This window comes from Herbaspirillum lusitanum (assembly GCF_046025995.1).
GTDB lineage: Bacteria > Pseudomonadota > Gammaproteobacteria > Burkholderiales > Burkholderiaceae_D > Herbaspirillum > Herbaspirillum lusitanum_A.
In genome coordinates, this window is the sequence record NZ_JAQQFM010000012.1 from 1 (window position 1) to 20,959 (window position 20,959).

At 60.6% G+C, this 20,959-nt stretch carries 19 protein-coding genes; 8 read left to right on the forward strand and 11 right to left on the reverse strand.

Features of this window, described 5'->3' with window-relative positions; translation table 11 throughout:
• Positions 1-360: 360 nt before the first annotated feature.
• From PQR62_RS22445 to PQR62_RS22465, 5 genes are all read right to left on the reverse strand, one after another.
• Positions 361-717, reverse strand: a complete 357-nt coding sequence (locus PQR62_RS22445; protein ID WP_408160273.1) for a BON domain-containing protein — start codon at positions 715-717, stop codon at positions 361-363.
• A gap of 237 nt (positions 718-954) precedes the next feature.
• Positions 955-2,334, reverse strand: a complete 1,380-nt coding sequence (locus PQR62_RS22450) for a sigma 54-interacting transcriptional regulator (RefSeq protein ID WP_408160274.1) — start codon at positions 2,332-2,334, stop codon at positions 955-957.
• A 37-nt stretch (positions 2,335-2,371) separates the two neighbouring features.
• Positions 2,372-2,896, reverse strand: a complete 525-nt coding sequence (locus tag PQR62_RS22455) for a hypothetical protein (RefSeq protein WP_408160275.1) — start codon at positions 2,894-2,896, stop codon at positions 2,372-2,374.
• Complete coding sequence (locus tag PQR62_RS22460; protein WP_408160276.1) at positions 2,886-4,364, reverse strand: sensor histidine kinase; 1,479 nt, start codon at positions 4,362-4,364, stop codon at positions 2,886-2,888. The genes PQR62_RS22455 and PQR62_RS22460 overlap by 11 nt, the downstream gene beginning before the upstream one ends.
• A 220-nt stretch (positions 4,365-4,584) precedes the next feature.
• Positions 4,585-5,829, reverse strand: a complete 1,245-nt coding sequence (locus PQR62_RS22465) for a M20/M25/M40 family metallo-hydrolase (RefSeq protein ID WP_408160277.1) — start codon at positions 5,827-5,829, stop codon at positions 4,585-4,587.
• A 289-nt stretch (positions 5,830-6,118) separates the two neighbouring features.
• Here PQR62_RS22465 and PQR62_RS22470 point away from each other — a divergent pair, with 289 nt between their 5' ends.
• Complete coding sequence (locus tag PQR62_RS22470; RefSeq protein WP_408160278.1) at positions 6,119-7,543, forward strand: MFS transporter; 1,425 nt, start codon at positions 6,119-6,121, stop codon at positions 7,541-7,543.
• Between the two features lie 347 nt (positions 7,544-7,890).
• The gene (locus PQR62_RS22475; protein ID WP_408160279.1) at positions 7,891-9,120 is read left to right on the forward strand and encodes a cyclic di-GMP phosphodiesterase; all 1,230 of its coding nucleotides are present in this window, start codon (positions 7,891-7,893) and stop codon (positions 9,118-9,120) included.
• Between the two features lie 49 nt (positions 9,121-9,169).
• Here PQR62_RS22475 and PQR62_RS22480 read toward each other — a convergent pair whose 3' ends face one another.
• Positions 9,170-9,595, reverse strand: coding sequence for a BLUF domain-containing protein (locus PQR62_RS22480; protein WP_408160280.1), 426 nt, complete (start codon positions 9,593-9,595; stop codon positions 9,170-9,172).
• Positions 9,596-9,597: 2 nt separating this feature from the next.
• Positions 9,598-10,308 (reverse strand): GTP cyclohydrolase I, encoded by a 711-nt coding sequence (folE, locus tag PQR62_RS22485; RefSeq protein ID WP_408160281.1) that lies wholly within the window; start codon positions 10,306-10,308, stop codon positions 9,598-9,600.
• Between the two features lie 375 nt (positions 10,309-10,683).
• Here folE and PQR62_RS22490 point away from each other — a divergent pair, with 375 nt between their 5' ends.
• On the forward strand, positions 10,684-11,364 hold the full coding sequence (locus PQR62_RS22490; RefSeq protein WP_408160282.1) for a flagellar basal body L-ring protein FlgH: 681 nt from the start codon (positions 10,684-10,686) through the stop codon (positions 11,362-11,364).
• 200 nt (positions 11,365-11,564) lie between these two features.
• Here the strand turns inward: PQR62_RS22490 and PQR62_RS22495 are convergent, their stop codons facing one another.
• The gene (locus tag PQR62_RS22495; protein ID WP_408160283.1) at positions 11,565-12,140 is read right to left on the reverse strand and encodes a cell division protein FtsI; all 576 of its coding nucleotides are present in this window, start codon (positions 12,138-12,140) and stop codon (positions 11,565-11,567) included.
• A 284-nt stretch (positions 12,141-12,424) separates the two neighbouring features.
• Here PQR62_RS22495 and PQR62_RS22500 point away from each other — a divergent pair, with 284 nt between their 5' ends.
• Positions 12,425-12,862 (forward strand): hypothetical protein, encoded by a 438-nt coding sequence (locus tag PQR62_RS22500; RefSeq protein WP_408160284.1) that lies wholly within the window; start codon positions 12,425-12,427, stop codon positions 12,860-12,862.
• Between the two features lie 50 nt (positions 12,863-12,912).
• Here PQR62_RS22500 and PQR62_RS22505 read toward each other — a convergent pair whose 3' ends face one another.
• Both PQR62_RS22505 and PQR62_RS22510 read right to left on the reverse strand, forming a co-directional pair.
• On the reverse strand, positions 12,913-14,178 hold the full coding sequence (locus PQR62_RS22505; RefSeq protein ID WP_408160285.1) for a D-amino acid dehydrogenase: 1,266 nt from the start codon (positions 14,176-14,178) through the stop codon (positions 12,913-12,915).
• A gap of 90 nt (positions 14,179-14,268) precedes the next feature.
• A complete protein-coding gene (locus tag PQR62_RS22510) occupies positions 14,269-15,090 on the reverse strand; it encodes an SDR family NAD(P)-dependent oxidoreductase (protein WP_408160286.1) in 822 nt (273 codons plus the stop codon).
• 557 nt (positions 15,091-15,647) lie between these two features.
• Here PQR62_RS22510 and PQR62_RS22515 point away from each other — a divergent pair.
• From PQR62_RS22515 to PQR62_RS22525, 3 genes are all read left to right on the forward strand, one after another.
• Positions 15,648-16,316 carry an amino acid ABC transporter permease gene (locus tag PQR62_RS22515; protein WP_408160287.1) on the forward strand — a complete coding sequence of 223 codons (669 nt, stop codon included), beginning with the start codon at positions 15,648-15,650 and terminating at the stop codon, positions 16,314-16,316.
• Positions 16,313-17,110: an amino acid ABC transporter ATP-binding protein gene (locus PQR62_RS22520; protein ID WP_408160288.1), complete on the forward strand. Its 798-nt coding sequence runs from the start codon at positions 16,313-16,315 to the stop codon at positions 17,108-17,110. The genes PQR62_RS22515 and PQR62_RS22520 overlap by 4 nt, the downstream gene beginning before the upstream one ends.
• A 124-nt stretch (positions 17,111-17,234) precedes the next feature.
• On the forward strand, positions 17,235-18,296 hold the full coding sequence (locus PQR62_RS22525) for an Lnb N-terminal periplasmic domain-containing protein (protein ID WP_408160289.1): 1,062 nt from the start codon (positions 17,235-17,237) through the stop codon (positions 18,294-18,296).
• Between the two features lie 39 nt (positions 18,297-18,335).
• Here the strand turns inward: PQR62_RS22525 and PQR62_RS22530 are convergent, their stop codons facing one another.
• Positions 18,336-19,415, reverse strand: coding sequence for an acyltransferase family protein (locus PQR62_RS22530; RefSeq protein WP_408160290.1), 1,080 nt, complete (start codon positions 19,413-19,415; stop codon positions 18,336-18,338).
• 616 nt (positions 19,416-20,031) lie between these two features.
• Between PQR62_RS22530 and PQR62_RS22535 the strand changes: the two genes are divergently transcribed.
• Positions 20,032-20,931, forward strand: a complete 900-nt coding sequence (locus PQR62_RS22535; protein WP_408160291.1) for a PCC domain-containing protein — start codon at positions 20,032-20,034, stop codon at positions 20,929-20,931.
• Positions 20,932-20,959: the final 28 nt, after the last annotated feature.

Sequence of the window (20,959 nt, forward strand, 5' to 3'; positions counted from 1 at the left end):
CAACCCCTGCAAAACCACCACCTTCCCACCCTGCTTTTGCTCGCCACTCCGCTTCGTTTTTCACTCCGCTTTCTGCGTTGCGTCAGCAGGGGGCGGACTATAGCAACCACATCAACACCGCGCAAGTACTTTTTGCAAAATAGTTTAATTATTTTATCAATCAACTCCCCCACCTCCACACACAACTCCACGGCAAACCCCATCAAAGCCACGCCCACTCTGCCTCACAGATGAATTCAACACCAACAAACCCAACAACCAAAACAAAAAGCCCATCCCTGCCGGGATGGGCTTTTTGCACTTCGCAGATGAAGCAACTACGTTGTTTCACTAAAGCTACTGAGCAAATTCAACTACAGATTAAGCAGACTTGACGATCAGTTCACTCTTCACGTCCTTCACGCCGTCGATACCCGCTGCGACCTGCAATGCATGCTGGCCCGCCTCAGCAGTCGGCACATTACCCTTGAGCGTTACGACACCTTGCTTGGTGACAACCTTGATCTTCAATGCCGATACCTGGTTGTCTTCAACGAAGGCAGATTTGACCTTGGCGGTGATGACCGAGTCATCTACATAAGCGCCAGCCTTCTGTGCGGTCTTGGAACTGGTGCCGCCGGTGGCCGCAGTATCAGCGGCGTGAGCCATCGGCGCAAATACGGTGGCAGAGATGAATGCAGCGCTAGCCAGCTTGGTAATCATTTTGGTTTTTTCCATGATGATCTCCTTTACATATATAGAAGGTGGTGACAGCACCGGATCGGCGCTCCCTGCCCTTTTATTCGCAAGGCCCGTGCCAGCAAGGGTAATCCTCTTTGTTTTCAAAGACTTAGAGTATCAATAGGCAAAATGCTTGGCCCGGCTCAGGGAAAATATGGCCCAAATAGGCGAAATCCGTCGCCCCTCGGCGACACCTTCCCTGTGCGAATCCATAAACCCTTGATTTATAAGAACTTAATCTTGTCGCTCTATGACGACAGGATCCTCATCGCCTCTGAACATGCGGGGATCCAGTCCGTTCTTCTGCAGCAGACGATAGAACTCGGTGCGATTGCGATCGGCCAGGCGTGCAGCGTCCGATACATTGCCGTCAGTCAACTTAAGGATGCGGATCAGATAGTCACGTTCGAACTTTTGCTTGGCATCGGCGTAACGCAGCATATCCAGAGCCGGCACCCGCAAGGCGCGCTGCACCAGGGATGCGGGAATCAGCGGCGCGGTCGACAAGGCGCATACCTGTTCCACCACGTTATAGAGCTGCCGCACATTACCGGGCCAGTCGGCCATGCTGAGCAACTCCAGCGCGTCCGGCGCAAAGCCGTTCAGACGCTTGCCGTAGCGCGTCGCAATCGCTTGCAGAAAATGATTGGCCAGCAATGAAATGTCTTCGCGGCGCTCAGCCAGCGGCGGCAGGTTCAGCGTGACCACATTGAGGCGGTAATACAGATCTTCGCGAAACGAGCCTTCGGCCATCGCCGCTTCCAGGTCGCGGTGGGTCGCCGAAATCACCCGCACGTCCACCGCCTGCGCATGATTGGCGCCAACCTGGCGCACGGTGCGCTCCTGCAGCACGCGCAGCAGTTTCACCTGCAACGGTAAAGGCATGTCGCCGATTTCATCGAGGAACAAGCTGCCGCCATCCGCCGCCTGAAACAGGCCATCGCGCTGCTCGACGGCGCCGGTGAAAGCGCCTTTGACGTGGCCAAACAGCTCGGACTCCAATAACTGCTCGGGAATCGCGCCGCAATTGACCGCAATGAAAGGCGCCTGCGCGCGCGGGCTGGCACGGTGAATCGCGCGCGCCAGCAATTCCTTGCCGGTGCCGCTGTCGCCGCGCAGCAGGATGCTGGCGTCCGAGGCGGCGACCAGCTTGGCCTCGGCCAGCAACTCGGCCACCTTTTGACTGCGGCTGATCAGATCGGCACGCCAGGCTTCGTCTTCGCCCAGCAGCGGCGGCGCGCTCAGATTCAGGGCCTGAGCGATCTTGTCCAGAAAGAGTGTGCTGTCGTAGGGCTTGGTGAGATAGGCGAACGCGCCGCGCGTGGTAGCTTCAACCGCATCGGGGATGGTGCCGTGGGCGGTCAGCAGGATCACCGGCAAGGTGGCGTGACGCAGGCGGATCTGATCAAACAGCGCCAGCCCGTCCTGCCCCGGCAAGCGCACATCGGTGATCACCAGCGCCGGCAGTGCGATGTCCATCTGCGCCAGCGCGGCTTCAGCGCTGCCGACCGTCGCCACGCGGTAACCATTGGCCTGCAGGCGCAGGCTCAGCAGCCGCAACAGGTCGGGATCGTCGTCTACCAGTAATAATTGCGGCGCATTGCTCATCGTCATGCTCTCCGCAGAAGTTGATGATGTCTTTATTCGGTAATCATTTGCCCGGTGTCAGCGGCATGCTGCGCTCAATGTTTTTCAGCGCTTCCAGCTTCTCGCTCAACTGATCCAGCTTGCGCTGGTTCTCGCGCGCCTGCTGCCCGGAACGCTCTGCGTTGTCGGCCTGCCGCCGGATTTCGGCTAGATTGAAGGCCAGCAAATTCGCCAGCGGCTTGACGCTGTCAGCCTGCGCACCCGTGTCGGCCAGGACATTCGACAGCAGCGTTTGCGCTCGCGCCAGATCAGCCATATCGCGGGTCAGGCACAGGGCCATGGCCTTTTGCACCGACACCAGGGCGCCGGGTGTGCGGCCATTCAGACTCTGCAGTTCGCGCCCAAGTTCCGGCGGCGACATTTTGCGCAGTGCCTGATGGTAGGCCAGCAAGTCATCGATGCTGCTTCCGGTGTGCACCAGCTTGACGGTGGAGGTCGGCGCCGTCGTCACTTCTTCCTGCGGCGTAGCGCATGCGGCCAGCAGCAGACACAAGACCAGCGGCACGGCTTGAATCAGTTTATTTCTCATGCGGCAACTCTATTCTGAAATGCGCGCCACGATCATGTGGCACCAGTTGAATCCGGCCATCGTGGGCCTGCACGTATTCGCGCACCACCGACAGGCCGATGCCATTGCCGCGGCGAGCGCCGGACGGTTGATTCAGTCCCTGATAGAAGGGCTCGAAAATCCGCGCCGAATCGGTATGCGCCACACCCGGCCCCTGATCGATGCAATCGATGCGCACCACGCCCGAACCTTCCGAGATCACGAACAGTATCAGACCATCAACGGGGCTGAAGCGCACGGCATTCGACAACAGATTGGCCAGCGCGATCGCCATTTTTTCCGGATCCAGCGCCAGGGTGCGCGTGACGCCTTCAATCTCCACCTTCAGATTGCGCGCCAGCCATTGCAGGCGCTGGTCGGCCACTACCTTGTGCAGCAAAGCCCGCACATCGACCGGCACCGGGTGAATACGCTGGGCGTCGAAGGAGACTTCGTTGTAGCGCAACAGGTCTTCAATCTGGGTCTGCAGCGACAAAGTGTTCTGACGCAGGATGCGGGCTATCTCGCGCTGATTATCGGAGAGCTTGCCGGCGACTTCGTCGTCGAGCAAGGCCGCACCTTCGCACAAGGCGGCCAGCGGCGTTTTCAGTTCATGCGAGACATGACGCAGAAAGCGCGACTTCTCCGCCTCCAGCTCGGCCAGACGCTGACGCAGCCAATCGAGCTGCTGACCGAGGCGGCAGATGTCGGCCGGGCCGCGCACTTCGATGGGCTGGTCGAAGCGATTTTCCCCGAGCCGGCTGATGGCATGCTCCAGCCGCGCCAGCGGACGCGACAGCCAGAGCCCGAACCAGAACGCCAGCAACACCGCCAGCAGAATCGAGCCGATCACCTGAAAGGTCAGCATCTGGCGTTGCTGCTCCAGCGTGACGGACAAGGCATTGTTGCGATGCTCGACTTCGCGCCGGCTTTCCTGCGCCAGCTTTTCATTGAGGGCCGGCAGATGGGCGAAGGCCTGGAACAGCTCGCCCTGCTGCGCCTTGAGCTTGCGATCGTCGGAATCGATGATGCCGGCTGCGGTATCGGCATAGGTCTTCCATTCGCTGAACAGATCGGGCGCAGCTTCCGGCAGGGCCTGCGACAACTCATCCAGCGCACGGCGCGCCTGATCGCGCGCTTCTATATAGCGATCACGAAAAGCCGCATCCTCCAGCACCAGATACTGGCGCGCGCTGCGTTCCATGGCGACGCTGCGCTCGGCCAGACGTTGTGCCTCTTCGGTCAGTTGCACCGCCTGGCGCGCGGTCTCGCGGCTGTGGGTGGCCATGCGATCCAGCGTAAACAAGGCGTGCACCGAGGTGCCGCTGAGCAGCGCGGCAATCAGCAGAAATGCCGCCAGCAATAATTGACGGAAAGAAAGGCCTTGAAAGGCGGGCTTGCGGACGGGCCGTTCCGCCGCATGGGGGAGCTGCTCGATGGCGTTCAGCATGGTTTGAATCTCATTTTCGAACCGCCATTGTAATCAAGATGAGCTGGTCGGAGAAAGTCGACAGACGATATCAGACTGATAACAATTTCAAGAAAACAGAAACGACAAAGGCCGGAGACGCTTGCCCCTGGCATGTCTCCGGCCTTTGCTGCGCACCCGCAGCGGATCAGGTTTACTTGATCTGCCGCAGTTTTTGCGCGGTCCACGCCATTTGCGACGATTACGCTTCCGCTCCGAGGAAATCCAGCAACGTCAGCGCCACTACCTTGGTGGCCTTGCGCAAATCGTCCAGCGCAACATTTTCATCGGCCTGCTTGGCATTCGACTCCATCAGCGTGCGCGGTCCGGCGCCGAACAGGGCAACCGGAATCCCGTACTCGCCGTACAGACGCGCATCGGTGTACAGCGCCGAGCCATTGGTGCTCAATTGCTCGCCCATCACGCTTTGGGCATTGCGCAGCAGACTGTCGACCAGCTTTTCGTGGCCCGGCAGCGGACGCAGCGCGCGCGCCAGCAACAGGCGACGAATCTCGACCGTGATGCCTGGCAGACCCGCCACCGCATCCTGGATAAGCCGGCGTACGCCGGCTTCGACCGCCACCGGATCTTCTTCCGGAATCATGCGGCGATCCATCTTCAGCACCACCTTGCCCGGCACCACATTGGTGTTGGTGCCGCCGTCGATGCGGCCGACGATCATGGTCGGATGGCTAATGCCGGGAATCTCCGAACAAATATTCTTCAAACCCGGCACGGCGGCGTAGATCGCTTGCAGGATTGCGGTGGCCGCTTGCAGGGCATCATGTCCGGTTTCAGGCATGGAACCATGCGTGGCCTTGCCGTTGACCGTGACTTCGAATTGCAGGCAGGCGTTGTGCGCCGTCACCACGTTGTAGCTGAAGCCGGGGCCGAGCAGGAAATCCGGCTTGGTCAGCTTTTGCTCCAGCAGCCAGCCCGGGCCAAGCAGACCGCCGAACTCTTCGTCATAGGTGAAGTGCAGTTCCAGCGCGCCCTTCAATTTGATGCCCAGCGACTCCAGCGCGCGCACCGCATAGATATAGGTCGCGAAATCGCTTTTGGAGACCGCTGTCGCGCGGCCATACATGCGGCCATCCACCACTTCGCCGCCGTAGGGATCCTTGCTCCAGCCTTCGCCCGGCGGCACCACGTCGCCGTGGGCATTGAGGGCGATGGTCGGGCCGGCTTCCGAATACGGGCGGCGCACGATCAGGTTGGTGATGCTCTGCATGCCGTAATCGCTGACCAGTTGCTGCGGCACCGGATGCTTCTCGGCCTGCCAGCCCCAGGCCTGCATCAGCTCGGCCACCGCATCGGCGTGCGGCGCATTATTGCCGGGCGGCGTGTCGGTAGGAATACGGACGATCTGCTGCAGAAAATCAATTTCTTCATCGAAGTGCTGATCGATCCAACTGCACACGCGATCCGACAACTGCTGATTAGACATGCTTACGACTCCCAGGCATTACGTGAATGAATGAACAAGCGGCCGGCGAGGCCGGCGCAGACCGCCATCATAGCGCACCGCTCGCCCGGCGCCACCGCCGCTTGCAATCGATTGCAGCGGGCGCCGGAGCGGCAACGGTACCGGCAAAACTCGCCGCCACAGCAATGGAAGGCGTTCCCGGCTATCATTGGCGGCTAACCACCGGCTTGCCTCGACCTTCAGGGCCGTCCAGACTGATTGCTCTTACAGCCATTGTCCGGCACATAAATCACCCGCGCCTCCGCCATTCATGTCCACCACATCTGACCGCCCCAGCGAACCCGCCCCCCATCACATTGTCATTGCGGGCGAAGGCCTGCCGCCGGATCAACGCGGGCGCGCCATCCTGACCCTGCTGATCGCCGTCGGACTGGCCACGCTGGATACCGCCATCGCCAACACCGCCCTGCCGGCCATGGCGCTCGATCTGAATACCACGCCGGCCTCCTCGGTCTGGATCGTCACCGCCTACCAGCTGGCGATGATGGTGTCGCTGCTGCCGCTGGCGGCACTGGGCGAAATCGTCGGCTACCGCCGCATCTATATCTGGGGTCTGGTGCTGTTCACCGCCGCGTCGCTGCTGTGCGCGGTGGCCTGGTCGCTGCCCTCGCTGGTGGTGGCGCGCTTTCTGCAAGGCTTGGGCGGAGCCGGCATCATGAGCGTCAACACGGCGCTGATCCGCTTCATCTATCCGACCCGCTCGCTCGGGCGCGGGGTTGGCCTCAATACCCTGATCGTGGCGATTGCCTTCACCGTCGGCCCGTCGGTGGCCTCGGCCATTCTGGCAATCGCGCCTTGGCCCTGGCTGTTTGCGGTGAACGTGCCGCTGGGTGTGCTGGCGATTGCACTGGCGATCCCGGCGCTGCCGCATACGCCGCTGTCGAGCCACCATTTCGATCTGCGCAGCGCGCTGCTCAATGCCGCCGCCTTCGGCATGCTGATTCTGGCGATCGGTGAAGGCGCGCATCAGGCCGAAACCAGCGTGGTGCTGGCCGAGCTGCTGTCGGCATTGGTCTGCGGCCTGTTCCTGCTGCGGCGTCAGGCTTCGCATCCGGCGCCGATGCTGCCGGTCGATCTGTTTCGCCACCCCATGTTCACCCTGTCCACCATCACTGCGGTCTGCTCGTTCGCGGCGCAAGGTCTGGCCTTCGTCTCGCTGCCGTTTTTCTTCCACCACGATCTGGGACGCACGCAGGTGGAAATCGGCCTGTTGATGACGCCCTGGCCGGTGGCGGTGGCGATCATGGCGCCGATCGCAGGACGGCTGTCGGACCGCTACCCGGTCGGCATTCTGGGCGGCGTCGGTCTGGCCATGCTGTGTTTCGGCCTGTTCTCGATGACCTTCATGCCGGAGCGGCCGGATGCCTGGGAAATCAGCTGGCGCATGCTGATCTGCGGCATGGGCTTCGGTTTCTTCCAGTCGCCCAATCTGAAAGCGCTGATGACCAGCGCGCCGCCGGAACGCAGCGGCGGCGCCAGCGGCATCGTCGCCACCGCGCGTCTGCTCGGCCAGAGTATTGGCGCGGCGCTGGTGGCCTTGTGTTTCAATTTGTCAGAGTTGCACGGTTCGCGGTTCGCGCTCGGCGCAGGCGCCGCCTTCGCCGGCGTTGCCTGTCTGGCCAGCTTCTTGCGACTGCTGACTAAAAATCCTTACGCACCGGCGCCCGGAAAATAAGATCCGGATGGCGAGCAGTGCCCAAAACGGCGTTCCCTGTGAACGCCGTTTTCAATTCCGGCCAACCTGCTCCGCTGCTCGCCTGACGCTCCGAAGATTGACGCATGACATCTTTTTGTCGCACGAGCCCGGCAAAAAATTTCCCCTCATCAAGATGTGTGGGGTACATGCAAATTTAGTTCAAGACGGCGCCCCCGCAAGCAGCCGAAATTAAAAACATTCTGCTAGGATGAAGCTGCACGCGCTAAGACGTGCGCACTGCCAAAAAAGTTAATCGGGGTTTTCATGTTTCGGCACCGTAAGCACGCCATCATTAACGGCCGTTCCGGCAATATCGGAAATACGCAATGCTGAAATCCATTACAACAGAGCAATTGCGGCTCGGCATGTATGTCCACTCCATCCCTGGCTCGTGGATCAATCACCCGTTCTGGCGCAACTCCTTCCTGCTGGAAAAACCCGAAGACCTGCAAGCCCTGTTCGCCGCCAAAATCAGCGAACTGCTGATCGACACCAGCAAAGGCCTCGACGTCCTGAGCGAAGAAGAGTTGGCGGAAGCGGAGCAAGTCGAAGAAGCGCAAGACGAGGGCGACCCGCAGCTCATCGCCGCTGCCGCAGCCATCACAGCCGCGCCGGCGCGCGTCACTCGCGTGAGCACCGACGTTGAACGCCTGCGCGCGCAGAAGATCATTTCATCCTCGCGCGATACCGTGATGTCGATGTTTGCAGAAGCGCGCATGGGCAAAGCGATCGACATCAAGGATGCGATCGGCCTGGTGACCGAAATCACGTCCTCGGTCTCGCGCAACGCCGACGCTCTGATCAGCCTGGCGCGCTTGAAGAACGCCGACGATTACACCTACATGCACTCGGTCGCCGTCTGCGCGCTGATGATTTCGCTGTCCAACCAGCTCGGCCTGTCGGCCGACGCCACGCGCCAGGCCGGTATGGCCGGCTTGTTGCACGACGTCGGCAAGATGGCGGTGCCGCTGGATATTCTGAACAAACCCGCCAAACTGACCGAAGAGGAATTCGCATCGGTGCGTTCGCATACCGTCGCCGGCCACGCCATGTTGCGCGGCATTGATGGCATCGGCAGCGACGCGCTCGACGTTGCCCTGCATCATCACGAAAAGATAGACGGCAGCGGTTATCCGTTCAACCTCAAGGGCGATCAGATTTCACTGGTGGCAAAAATGGGGGCGGTGTGCGACGTCTATGACGCTGTGACCTCGAATCGCCCATATAAGGCAGGCTGGGATCCGGCGCGTTCGATCAAGCACATGGCCGGCAATCAGGGCCATTTCGACCCCATGGTGCTGGAAGCCTTCGTCAAGGCGATCGGGATTTATCCCACCGGCTCCTGTGTGCTGATGCATTCGGGCAAGCTGGCGCTGGTGGTGGATCAGCGCATGAACAATCTGCTCACGCCCAAGGTAAAGGTGTTTTATTCAACGCAGAATCACGCCTATCTGAAGCCGGAGATCATCGACCTCGGTCACGCCAGCGACAAGATCATCGCCTATGCCGATCCCGGCAAATGGGGCAATCTGCAATTACCCAACGCCGATCTGTAAGCCTCTCGGCTGTTCACGCGCGTTGCGCTGGGCCCTCAGTACTGCATTCTCAGTCACGCGTCGAAAACGCCGCCGTCTCCGCCAGCTCATTGAGCAGCGCCACGGTGGCGCAGCTCGACACCGCGTAAGGATTGAGTTCGCCGGTCTCGGAATACTTCAGCAGCAGCGAGCGGTTGACCTTGTCCAGCCGGATCTTGCCCATGGTCCATGAAGGATACTGGCGCACGTCGATCTGCTCGTAAGCCAGCAGAATCAGATCCCGATGGCGAGCGTCTTTCTGCAGCGTCGCATACAGGCGATTGACCTGATCGCGACCGCCTTCCAGCGCCTGCACGAAAATGCTCTCGCTGTAGCACAGCACGCCGGTGATCCCCTGCTCCGGATTGTGCTTGCGCGCACTGGCCAGAATGGCGTCGACCAACTCGTGCTTCAAGGGTTGGAGAGAACGGCTTGCATAGATCAGACGCACCAGCATGCTTAACCCCGCTTGGAAATGAGCGCGAGAAATTCGCGCCGCAGATTGGCGTCGCGCAAGAAAGAACCGCGCATGACGCTGTTGATCATTTTAGACTCGGTATCCTTCACGCCGCGCCAGTGCATGCAGAAGTGATCGGCTTCCATCACGATCGCCAGGCCGTCCGGCTGCAGCTTCTTCATCAGCAGATCGGCCGCTTGCGAGACTGCCTCTTCCTGAATCTGCGGACGGCTCATCACCCATTCCAGCAGCCGCGCATATTTGGACAAGCCGATCAGATTCGAATGCTCATTGGGCATCACGCCGACCCAGACCTTGCCCATGATAGGGCACAGGTGGTGGGAGCAGGCGCTGCGCACTGTGATCGGGCCCACAATCATCAACTGATTGAGACGCTCGATGTTGGGAAACTCGGTCACCGGCGGCGCCGGCTGGTAGCGGCCGCGGAACACTTCCTGAAAATACATCTTGGCCACGCGCTTGGCAGTGTCCTGGGTATTGTGGTCGCTCTCCACGTCAATCACCAGGCTTTCCAGCACAGCCGCCAGCTTGCTCTGCACTTCCGCCTGCAACTGTTCCAGCTCGCCCTCTTCAATGAAGGCGGCGATATTGTCGTTGGCGTGAAACCGAACCCCGGCCGCCTTGATGCGCGCACGAATGCGGGTGGACACCAGTTGGTCGTGCACGCTTGTTTGTGTTTTTTCTGTTGCCATGTCGGATTGGCATGCCCTGGGCATGCAGCAATGAAATTGCCGCCATTATGCCCGGAAACCATGGCCGCGATGCGTGCGACGGCGTTTGAGCACCGCGCCGGAAGGATGGACGCAGGCCAGGTCGCATGTGAAATTGCATGACCCCCGCATGCGTTACGGCAGCTTGCATGCTGCCCTGAATGGCACTTAACGCGCATTTATTTTTGTTTGCCCGCATTTACAAACTATTAACGGCTGCTTACATCATCCCCAAGCATCATGAACAAACGAGCCGCTACGTCTCAGCCACGGTCCCTTCATGGATCAGAGGCTGCCGCACAGAACGGCGCCAGGCCCCACTCGTGGCGGGCCGCTTATTCCGGGGGGTGTAAAAACATGAAACTAGATTACCGACTGATAGCCGGCCTGTCGCTGGCGGGCCTGATGTGTGCGTGCACCAGCCCGGCGCCGCTGGTGAGCGGGCCGACCAGCGTGCGCTCGGCGTATCCGGTCGCCAATGTGGAAAACAATGGCTCGATCTTTCGCGTCAGCAGCGCGCAGTTGTTCGAAGAGCCGACCACCCACAACGTCGGCGACATTCTGAAAATCCAGATTTCCGAAACCCTCACCGGCAGCAACAAGTCCACCACCACCAACAGCCGCGACAGCAGCATGTCGCAAACCGGGCTGACCGGCGGCAACTCGCTGAGCACCATGCTGTCGTCGCTGTTCAATGCACGCGCCGACTATACCGCCGCCGGCGCCAACTCATTCAAGGGTTCCGGCCAGACGGACAATGCCAACAGCATGTCGGGCACGCTGATGGTGTCCATCATCGAAGTGCTGCCTAACAGCAACCTGGTGGTCGCCGGCGAAAAGCGCATCGGCATGAACGGCAGCGTCAACACGCTGCGCTTCTCCGGCGTGATTCGCAATCGCGACATCCGCAACGGCGTGGTGGAGTCCGCCAACGTCGCCGATGCGCGCCTGGAACAAGTCGGCGGCGGCTCAGTGGCCGATGCCAACTCGCAAAGCTGGATGCAGCAGTTCTTCCGCAATGTGCTGAGCTTCTGGTAATCCGCTACGCGCAGCGTGATTCAGACAGGACGAAACGGCAGCTGCGGCTGCCATTTTTTTGCGGCCTGGCGCAGGTCACACAGGCATCGCACATAAAAAAAACTGGAAATCACTCAGAGAGATTTCCAGTTTTTTCATGTGCTTTCGATTGGGTGATGCCGGCGGTGTGAAGCACGCCTCGGACAAGTGTCCGCGACGGCTTAGAAACCGCTCGCCACGTTCTGCACCGGCCCCGTCTTTTCAACCAGCGGCGCCGGATTTCCCGGCAACAGCGCATCGACCAGCGGCGCCAGTTTTTCCGAAGTGTTGGACCATTTATCCTGCCCCATCGAACCGATGCGATATTGCGCGCTGCCCATGACGCGACCTTCGCGACGCAGCGTCAGCGTGGCATACGTCAGGTAAGGCTGATAGGCATTATTGAAGACCTTGGTATCCCATTTCACATAGCCCATGTACGACAGCGTCACCGGGCAGGCAATCGCCTGCGTGCCGGCGTCGTACACCCGGCTCTGCACGCCGTGGCGCATCAGCTCGCTCTGCAGGCTAGGCACGAAATCGCTGAGCGCAACCGCACCGTTCCACTCGATGCAGATGTCGCGAATGGCAGCCTTGCTGTAGACGATGGGATTTTGCGGCGGGTTGGGTGTCATCGAAGCCACGCCCGAAATGGTCGTGCCGAGGACGTTCGCAGCGTCAATGATAGGACTGGACGACAGCACGAGACAACCCGACAGCGACGTAGCAGCCAACGAAGCAAGAATCAAGGTACGCATGACGACATCCAGATGAAGAACCGGATTTGATCATAGCTGCCGAAGTTCAATTGTTACTTTCCATTTACCTTGATTTACGCTGCGTACGCGGCTGCTTTACAAGGTGTTGCACGGCGATATTTCGATGCGTGCGCCACTGCTTTTTATCGGATGAAGCAGCGCGGATCAGACAGTGGTTACGCCCTCGACGGCCATCACTTCAGGCCTTCGGAAACAGCGTCGCCGAAGCTGGCACAATAGCCGTTCTGTGCATTGAAAGCTCAGCCATTCATCAGGAGGACATCATGTCATTACGAAATTTTCTGCCGGCTGCACTGCTGGCGATCGCCGGCGTCGCCAGCGCGCACGCCGACACCTTGAAATCCGAAACCGAAGTCCGTGCCCTGACCGACAAGGTCATGGCGCAAGCCGGCGCCGGCCGCACCGATGACGCTTACGGGGTGATGGCGCCGTATGCCTTGATCGATGTGCGCGCACTCGACGCTGCGCGCGTCACGGCTCGTTCATCGCGCATGGCAATCGAGGCGCAGGTCGGCAGCTCGGTGGGCTATGAGTTCATTCGTGCGGAAAAAGTCGGCGAGTCGCTGCTCAAGCTCAGCTATATCGAGAAGACGCAGAAGCAGGCCATTCCCTGGCAGTTCATCTTCTACAAGACGCCAACCGGCTGGGGCGTAAGCGCATTCAACAACGGCGATAATGTGGATAGCCTGTTTGATCGCTGAGCAGACCATTGTCAATGCGCCCTGAGGCGCATTCGGATCAAATCAAAACGTCAGATCACCCGCTGCGGACTCAGATCGCCACTCTCGATTTCACTGGCGACGCCGGCAATCTTGTCGGCGATCAGACGGCTGGAACCGCAGGCGGTGGTCCAGCCGTTGGAACCATGCCCGGCGTTCAGATACAGATTGGCGAAACGGGTATGGCCGATCAGCGGCGCGCCGTCCGGCGTCATCGGGCGCAGGCCGGCCCAGTATTCAATACGCGCCAGATCGGCGCCTTGCGGATACAGACTCTTGAGCGACTTGATCGCGGTGGCGCAGTCGCGCGGCGTAACTGTGGTGTCCCAGCTGCCGATCTCGGCGGTGCCGGCGGCGCGGATGTTGTCGCCCATGCGCGTGATCGCCACCTTGTAATACTCATCCATCACACCGCTGCGCGGCGCACTGCCGGCATCGGCCACCGGCACCGTGATCGCGTAACCCTTGACCGGATAGATCGGCAGACTCAGACCGAGCGGCTGCAGCATCGGCACCGAAGCGCTGGCGCAAGCCACCACGTAAGCGTCGGCCTTGAGCGTGCCGCCTGCGGTGCGCAGGCCGGTGATGCTGCCGCCGGCGAATTCGATGGCATCCACCGTGGTCGACATCTTGAATTCCACGCCCTGAGTCTGCAGCCATGCCGCCAGCGCCCGCGCAAACAGCGGGCAGTTGCCGGTTTCGTCCATCGGCAACAGCAGCCCGCCTTTCAGCTCGCCGCGCGCGGCATGCAGACCGGGATCGAAGGCCACGCAGCCATCCGCATCCAGCAGCTCGAAAGCGACGCCGGCCTCGGCCAGCACCTTGGTCGACAGACTGGCATTGTCCAGCCCTTCCTGGGTGCGAAACAGTTGCAGATTGCCGCCGGTGGTCTGTTCGTACTGAATGTTCAGACGTTCGCGGATCTGCTTGAGCTGAGTATGGCTATAACGCGCGAGGCGGCCCATGCGCGCCTTGTTGACGGCGTAACGCTCGGGCGTGCATTGCGCCAGGAATTGCTTGAGCCAGCCCCATTGATGACTGTCCATGCGGGGCGTGAAACGCAGCGCCGACTCGATGCCGAACCAGCTCTGCAGCGACCACTTGAGCGACTTGCCCGGCATGCCGGGCGCCGCCCACGGGGTGGCGTAAGAAGGGCAGACATGGCCGGCGTTGCCGACGCTGGTTTCGGCCGCGACTTGCGGCTGGCGCTCGACCACGGTGACTTCATAGCCCTTTTGTTGCAGGAAATAAGCAGTGGTCACGCCGACAATGCCGGCGCCGAGAACGATGATGCGCATGGATGAAATGGGTTCGCTGAAAGAGGAAGGATCGTAGCCGATCCGAATACGGTCGGACCAAGGCCGACCGATAATAATTTATAAAGTAAGTTACAAAGTCAGCCCGCCGTCGGCATGCCAGACCTGCCCGGTCACGTACGAAGCCGCCGGGCTCAGCAGGAAGGCGATGACGGCGGCGATTTCCTGCGGCTGGCCGAGCCGGCGCAGCGGGATGCGATCCAGCGCAGCCTGCCAGGCCGCCGGGTCGATGGCCGATTTGGCCGGGTCGGATTTTTGTACATAGCCAGGCGCCACGGCATTGACGGTGCCGCCGGTGGCCGCCAGTTGCACCGCCAGCGATTTGACCAGCGCCTCGATGCCGGCCTTGGCCGCAGCCGAGGCCGGGAAGCCCGAATCGCCCAGCTTGTAGACGTGCGCCACGAAAGAACTGACCGCCACCACGCGCGCCGCCGGCGCATTCGACAAAGCCTCCTTGCAGGCGCTGACCAGATGGAAGAAGCCGCCCAGCAGCGCATCGATGGAACGCGACCAGTCGGCCGCCGTCAGTTCGCCGATGCGTTTGCGGTCGGCAAAACCGGCGTTGGCCACTACCGCATCCAGCCGGCCGTAGGCGTCCAGCGCCGTATCGCGCAGCAGAATCGCGGTGCCGGGCGCGGCCATGTCGCCATACGCCAGCACGCAACGGGCGCCGCGTTCACGGCAGCGCCGGGCGGTGTCTTGCAGTTCAGGGGAATCGCTGCGCGCATGCAAGACCAGCGCCGCGCCCTGCCCGGCCAGCGTCAGCGCGGTGGCGGCGCCGATGCCGCGCGCCGCGCCGGTAATCAGCACGGCGCGCGGCTGAGCCTGTGCGTCGGGATTGGCGTGGGCGTCCGGGTTGGAATGGGAGTCAGCGGCAGATACGTTTGAGTTCATTGAGAGAGGCCTGAAGAAACGGACAAAACGGGACAAAGCGAGACGAAGCAGAGGAAAGCGTACGGCAAAATCGCCGCACACAAGGAAGGCGCAGGCGATGCAAGATTGATACCGGGCCTCGTTGCCACAGCGAATTACCTCAGATCACGCCGCTCCATGCCATTCGGGCCGGCCGCTATTTTAACCAATCGCAGGCCGGACGTACGTTCCCACACGACGGGAACGAGCAGTAAGCGAAAGCCGCATCGGATCGCGCCACCGGCCGGCAACATCCTTGGCGTGCACGCTGCGCGTACATCTTTCATGGCGGGCCGCAGGCGTCTCCATTACAATTGCCGAAGTTTTTTGGACCACCGGAATTCCAGCGGCCATCCTCGGCAACCATCGACGATGCGCAGCGGCCCGGCCTCCACGCTGCGCGCCGCGACCTCTGGCACAGTTCATGCACTCGCAGAACACTCAGTCTTTCTCACGCGCAACGCACCCGAACACCAACTGAACACCCCGGCCCCGCTATGGAGTGGAGCCGGCTCTATTTGCATTGAAGGAAACCTCAGATGTATCAATGGGACTTTGGCTCGCTCTGGCAATTCAGGAGCATCATCGCGGTCGGTTTCGGCTACACCATCGCCTACACCATCGCCTGTATCGCGCTCGGCCTGCTGATCGGGCTGCTGGTGGGACTGGGCCGGCTGTCGACCAATCCCCTGATCTCGGGCCCGCTGCGCGCCTACGTCGAAGTGTTTCGCTGCACCCCGGTGCTGGTGCAACTGGTGTGGTTCTACTATGCGCTGCCAGTATTGGTCGGCATCGAAATGTCGGCCGGCACGGCGGCCATGCTGTCGCTCTCGCTGTACGGCGGCGCCTTCTATTCCGAAATCATACGCGGCGGCATCGTCTCGATCGAAGTCGGCCAGTCGGAAGCCGGCTGGGCGCTCGGCATGACGCGCTTCCAGCTGATGAAGCGCATCATCCTGCCGCAAGCCTTCAAGCGCATGACGCCGCCGCTGGTCAATCAATCCATCATGCAGTTGAAGAACACTTCGCTGCTGTCGGTGCTGGCGGTGCCGGATCTGCTGTATCAGGGCCAGATCATTGCGCACGAAACCTATCGTCCGCTGGAAATCTACACGCTGGTCGCAGTGATCTACTTCCTTATTCTGCTGCCGGCCACCATCCTCGCCAAGCGTCTGGAAAACTACCTCGCGGCACAGCAGGGAGCATGATGATGAGCACCAACAACGCGACTCAAACCAACGACAGCAAGGCCATGATCCAGATCAGCAATCTGAAAAAAGCATTCGGCGACCACGTGGTGCTGAAAGACATCTCGATGCAGATCGGCAAGGGCAGCGTGGTGGCGATGATCGGGCCGTCCGGCTCGGGCAAGTCGACCCTGCTGCGCTGCCTGAATCTGCTGACCGTGCCGGATCGCGGCTCGGTGCGCATCGGCGAGCGTCATTTCGAGTTCGACGGCAAGACCTCCAAGCTGCCCAAGGACCGCGAGCTGGCCGGTTTCCGTGCGCGCACCGGCATGGTGTTCCAGCACTTCAATCTGTTCCCGCACATGACCGCGCTGGAAAACGTGATGGAAGGCATGCTGACCGTGCTGCGCACGCCGAAGGCCGAAGCGCGCAGCAAGGCGCAGGCGCTGCTGCAAAAGGTGGGGCTGGAAGATCGCGCGGAAATCTATCCGCAACGCCTGTCCGGCGGCCAGAAGCAACGTGTGGCGATTGCCCGCGCGCTGGCCATGCAACCCGACGTGATGCTGTTCGACGAAGCCACTTCGGCGCTCGACCCAGAGCTGGTGGGCGAAGTGCTGAATGTGATCCGCAGTCTGGCCAAGGATGGCATGACCATGATTCTGGTGACGCACGAAATCGCCTTTGCGCGCGAAGTCGCGGATCAGGTGATCTTCATGCGCGACGGCGTGGTGGTCGAAGCCGGCCCGCCATCGCAGGTCATCGACGCACCGCAACAAGCGGCGACCCAGGCTTTCCTGGCGCGCTTCAACGCCTGACAGATGGCATGCTCCCGGCCTGGGCCTGCTCAGACCGGGAGCATACTGCCGCAGAATAGATGCCGCTGTATTGGCGCCAGGCTCTGAAACAGCTTCTCAATATCTCGATCTCAAGCACCTGAGCATGGCGGCATTTTCCTTCCTCCCCACCCTTTCTTCCCTGCCCTGGCTGCGCTGGCCGGCCATGATCCTGCTGGCATTGGCCGTCGTCGCGCTGGCAGCCTGGGGCGCGCTGGCGCTCTGGTTTCAGTTGCCGGCGCCGGTCTGGATGCGCGGTGTCGTGATCGCTGCGTGGTCGCTGCTGGCACTGGCCGCCCTGGGAACGATGTTGAAACTGCCGGCGACCGGCGCAGTGAGCTGGAGTCCGCCCGCCTTTGCCTTGTGCGTCATTACGCTGCTGGCCTGGTGGAGCGCCGTCTTGCCTTCGCACCAGCGCGTCTGGGCCGATGATGTGCAGCGCATGCTGGAGTCGAAGGTGCAAGGCAATCAGGTCACGCTGAACAATGTGCGCAATTTCAGCTGGCGCAGCGAGAGCGACTACGACGTCCGCTGGGAGACGCGCCAATACGACCTGGATCATCTGGTCTCGGCCGATCTGCTGCTGTCTTACTGGATGGGCCCCGCGATCGCGCATACCCTGGTGTCGTTCGGCTTCGACGACGGCCGGCGTCTGGTGTTTTCGCTGGAGATCCGCAAGGAAAAGGGAGAACGCTTCTCCGCCCTCGGCGGCTTCTTCCGACAGTTCGAGCAAGTGATCGTGGCGGCCGACGAGAGCGATATCATCCGCACCCGCACCAACGCGCGCGGCGAGGATGTCTATCTGTACCGCCTGCAATTGAAACCCGATCAGTTGCGCAAAGTCTTTCTCGGATATCTGGGCAAGGCCGCGCAGCTGCACGCCGAACCCAGTTTCTACAACACCCTTACCAGCAATTGCACCACCATCGTGTTCGAGCTGGCGCGTCTGCTATCGCCTGCTTTGCCGACCGATTACCGCTTGCTGTTGTCGGGCTATTTCGCCGACTACGCCTATGATCACGGCGGCCTGACGCCGGGCTACTCCTTCGCCGCGCTCAAGACGGCCGGCCACATCACCGCACGCGCCCGCGCCGCCGGACCGGACGACGATTACGCGAAAGCAATCAGAAAAGGCGTGCCCGGCATGACGCCCGGCGAAACGGACTGAGGCGGCACGGCCCCGTCACCACGCAGCTTGATGCGGAAGTCAGATTCTTCCGTGCAGGGCCATTCCCAGGCGGCCCATTCTTGAGGTCGCGTAGGCAATCATTACCAGCACCGCCATCTCAAGAAGAAACAGAGGCAAGCCGCTCATGTAGGGATTCAGTCTTTGCTCGACAAAATAATTGAGACCAACGATAGGCAAACTGATTTGCGCCAGACGGCCAAGGTCCGGGCGCTGTGGCGCGCGGCGTGAAACCTGAATGACAAAATAGGTGCCGGCCACTGCCGCCAGAAACGATGTGGCTATATTGACGACGCCGCTGCCCAGATAGCCGGCGTTCAGGCCTATCGTCGGGCTCAGCAGCGTGGCGACAAACCAGGCCACAAAAGACACTGCCAGAAAAATCCGGCGGGCAGGCGTGTCGAACAATCCTTTGCACGCGACCCCAACCTGGAAGAAGAGAATGCCTGTGAGGGTGTATTTGATCTGAGTGAGCCCATATTCACTGTAACCAAAAAGATCAATGCTCAAGAAAACCAGGATGAAAACGATCATCGAAGCGCGTCTGACCATGTTCAGGATTGCACAGGTACATATTTCAAATACATACACAAAGAACAGGGCATACAGAAACCAGAGCGGCGTGCTGTCGAATGTGCTGGTGGTGTCTGCCTTTCCGGTAAATGTGCCATAGAACCGGTGCGTGAAATCTGAAGCGGAAATCTTGCCTCTCGCAAGCCTGGCCGCATAGGGAATGCCGCTTATCGCACCGAACAACCAGGCCGGCACGATGAGTCGCTTGAATTTGCGCCAGCCCTGATCCAGCCAACTGGTCCGGCCCGCCGTGTGCGTCATGCCGGCGATGACGAAGAATGCCGGCATGTGGAAGGAGTAGATAAGGTGATAGATGGATTTATCTACGCCTTTTGTGTGCCCTGCGATCATCAGAATCAGACAAATGCTCTTTGCAACATCGAGATGCTTGCTTCGGCTATTCATGATTTTCCATTGTTGATGCGCTACTGATTTGCGGTCGATCAGCGAACGGCTACTCGATCGATGTGCGGGAAGCTTTTCTTGGGACGGAATGAAGCACGCAGGCGCGATGTGCAAGACATCCATCGCGCCGGCTGGATTGTTAATTATTTTTCTGCAATGCAATATCCGACCCCGCGGTGCAGGCTGGTGCCCGGGGTCATTACACCAAAGTCAGATGGAAGTACGAAGATACGTTCTCAGCGCCTGTCTGCAGGGCCGATCTGGTTTCGCAAAGAGGAGTTGCCGTTTAACAATGAATCCTCACGAGAACATGTGAGGATGTGGATTTTTTGCTTTTGATAGGAAGAATATGGCGCGTCGCAATGTTGCTGATTGTTGCACGAAAACCTGGGTCCGTACCAAGTTTGAGGGCCCCTCGTGTCGCAAGGCCTGGCGGCCTGGGCGACGCAATGTCCGATGACAGGCCCGCCGTCGTCGAAGCTGATCATTTTTTGCCGTCTGCAACTCCTTTCCATGGCCTTCTTCGCTCTGCGCACGGACGTTTGTGCTCGTCCTGTGCAAGAAGCCGATTCAGACTAAAATAATCCGCATCCGACCGCAGGCAATCAGCACAACAAGAAAATGCGGACAGCCATTCAACAGAGCCAGGAGACGACATGCCCGCACCACATAGAACCGACACCCACCGAATTAGCTGCGGCCGCTGCGCCGCACTTTCATCCCGCTGCGGGAGCGCCGCATGAACGCGCCCCTGCCCCTGCGCTCTGTGCGCCAGCCCGGTACGCCTTCGGTGTGCCGGCTCGATACCCTGGCCGGCCCCGGCCGCTATCTTGAGTTCCGACTGGAGCCGGGCAAGAGCCTGCTGCAGGCGCTGTCCGACCCCTTGCTGGAGGCCGGCATCATCGGCGGCACCGTGAAGCTGGACGGCATGCTGTTGTCGCCGCACCATTTCGTGATGCCGGCGCAAGCCACCGACGGCGAACACGCTGCCTATTACAGCGAACAATTCTCCATAGAAACCGGCGCCCGCTGCGAGATCGCACGCGCCACCTTCGGCCGCCGCGACGGCGTGCCTTTCGTACATTGCCATGCGGTGTGGCGTTTGTCGGACGGCAGTCTGCAGGGCGGCCACATCCTCAACGATCAGGCCATCGTCGGCGAAGCCACGATTGCGCAAGCCTGGGGGCTGGGCAATGCCACCATGCAGGCAGAATTCGATGAAGAGACCCGCTTCACGCTGTTTCGTCCGATCAGCGATGGCGAACAACCGACGCAAGCCGCCTCCACGCGCATCGCCATCGCGCGTCTGAAACCGAATCAGGATCTGTTGCAAGGCATAGAGGAAGCCTGCCGCGAAAACGGTTTCAGCAACGCCATCGTGCGCGGCAGCGTGGGCAGCATCATCGGCGCCGAATTCGAAGAAGGCCACCAGGTCACCAACATGGAAACCGAAATCATGGTGCAGCACGGCTTCGTGAAAAGCGGCGCCGATGGCTTGCGCGCCCAGCTCGACATCGCGCTGGCGGATCGCTACGGCACGGTCAGCAGCGGACGTCTGAAGCGCGGTCACAATCCGGTGCTGATCTGCTTCGAGCTGGTGCTGGAAGAAGTGGATGCGGGGCATCCCGAACTGCGCTGAGCCAGCGTCCCGGCACATTCGGCACACA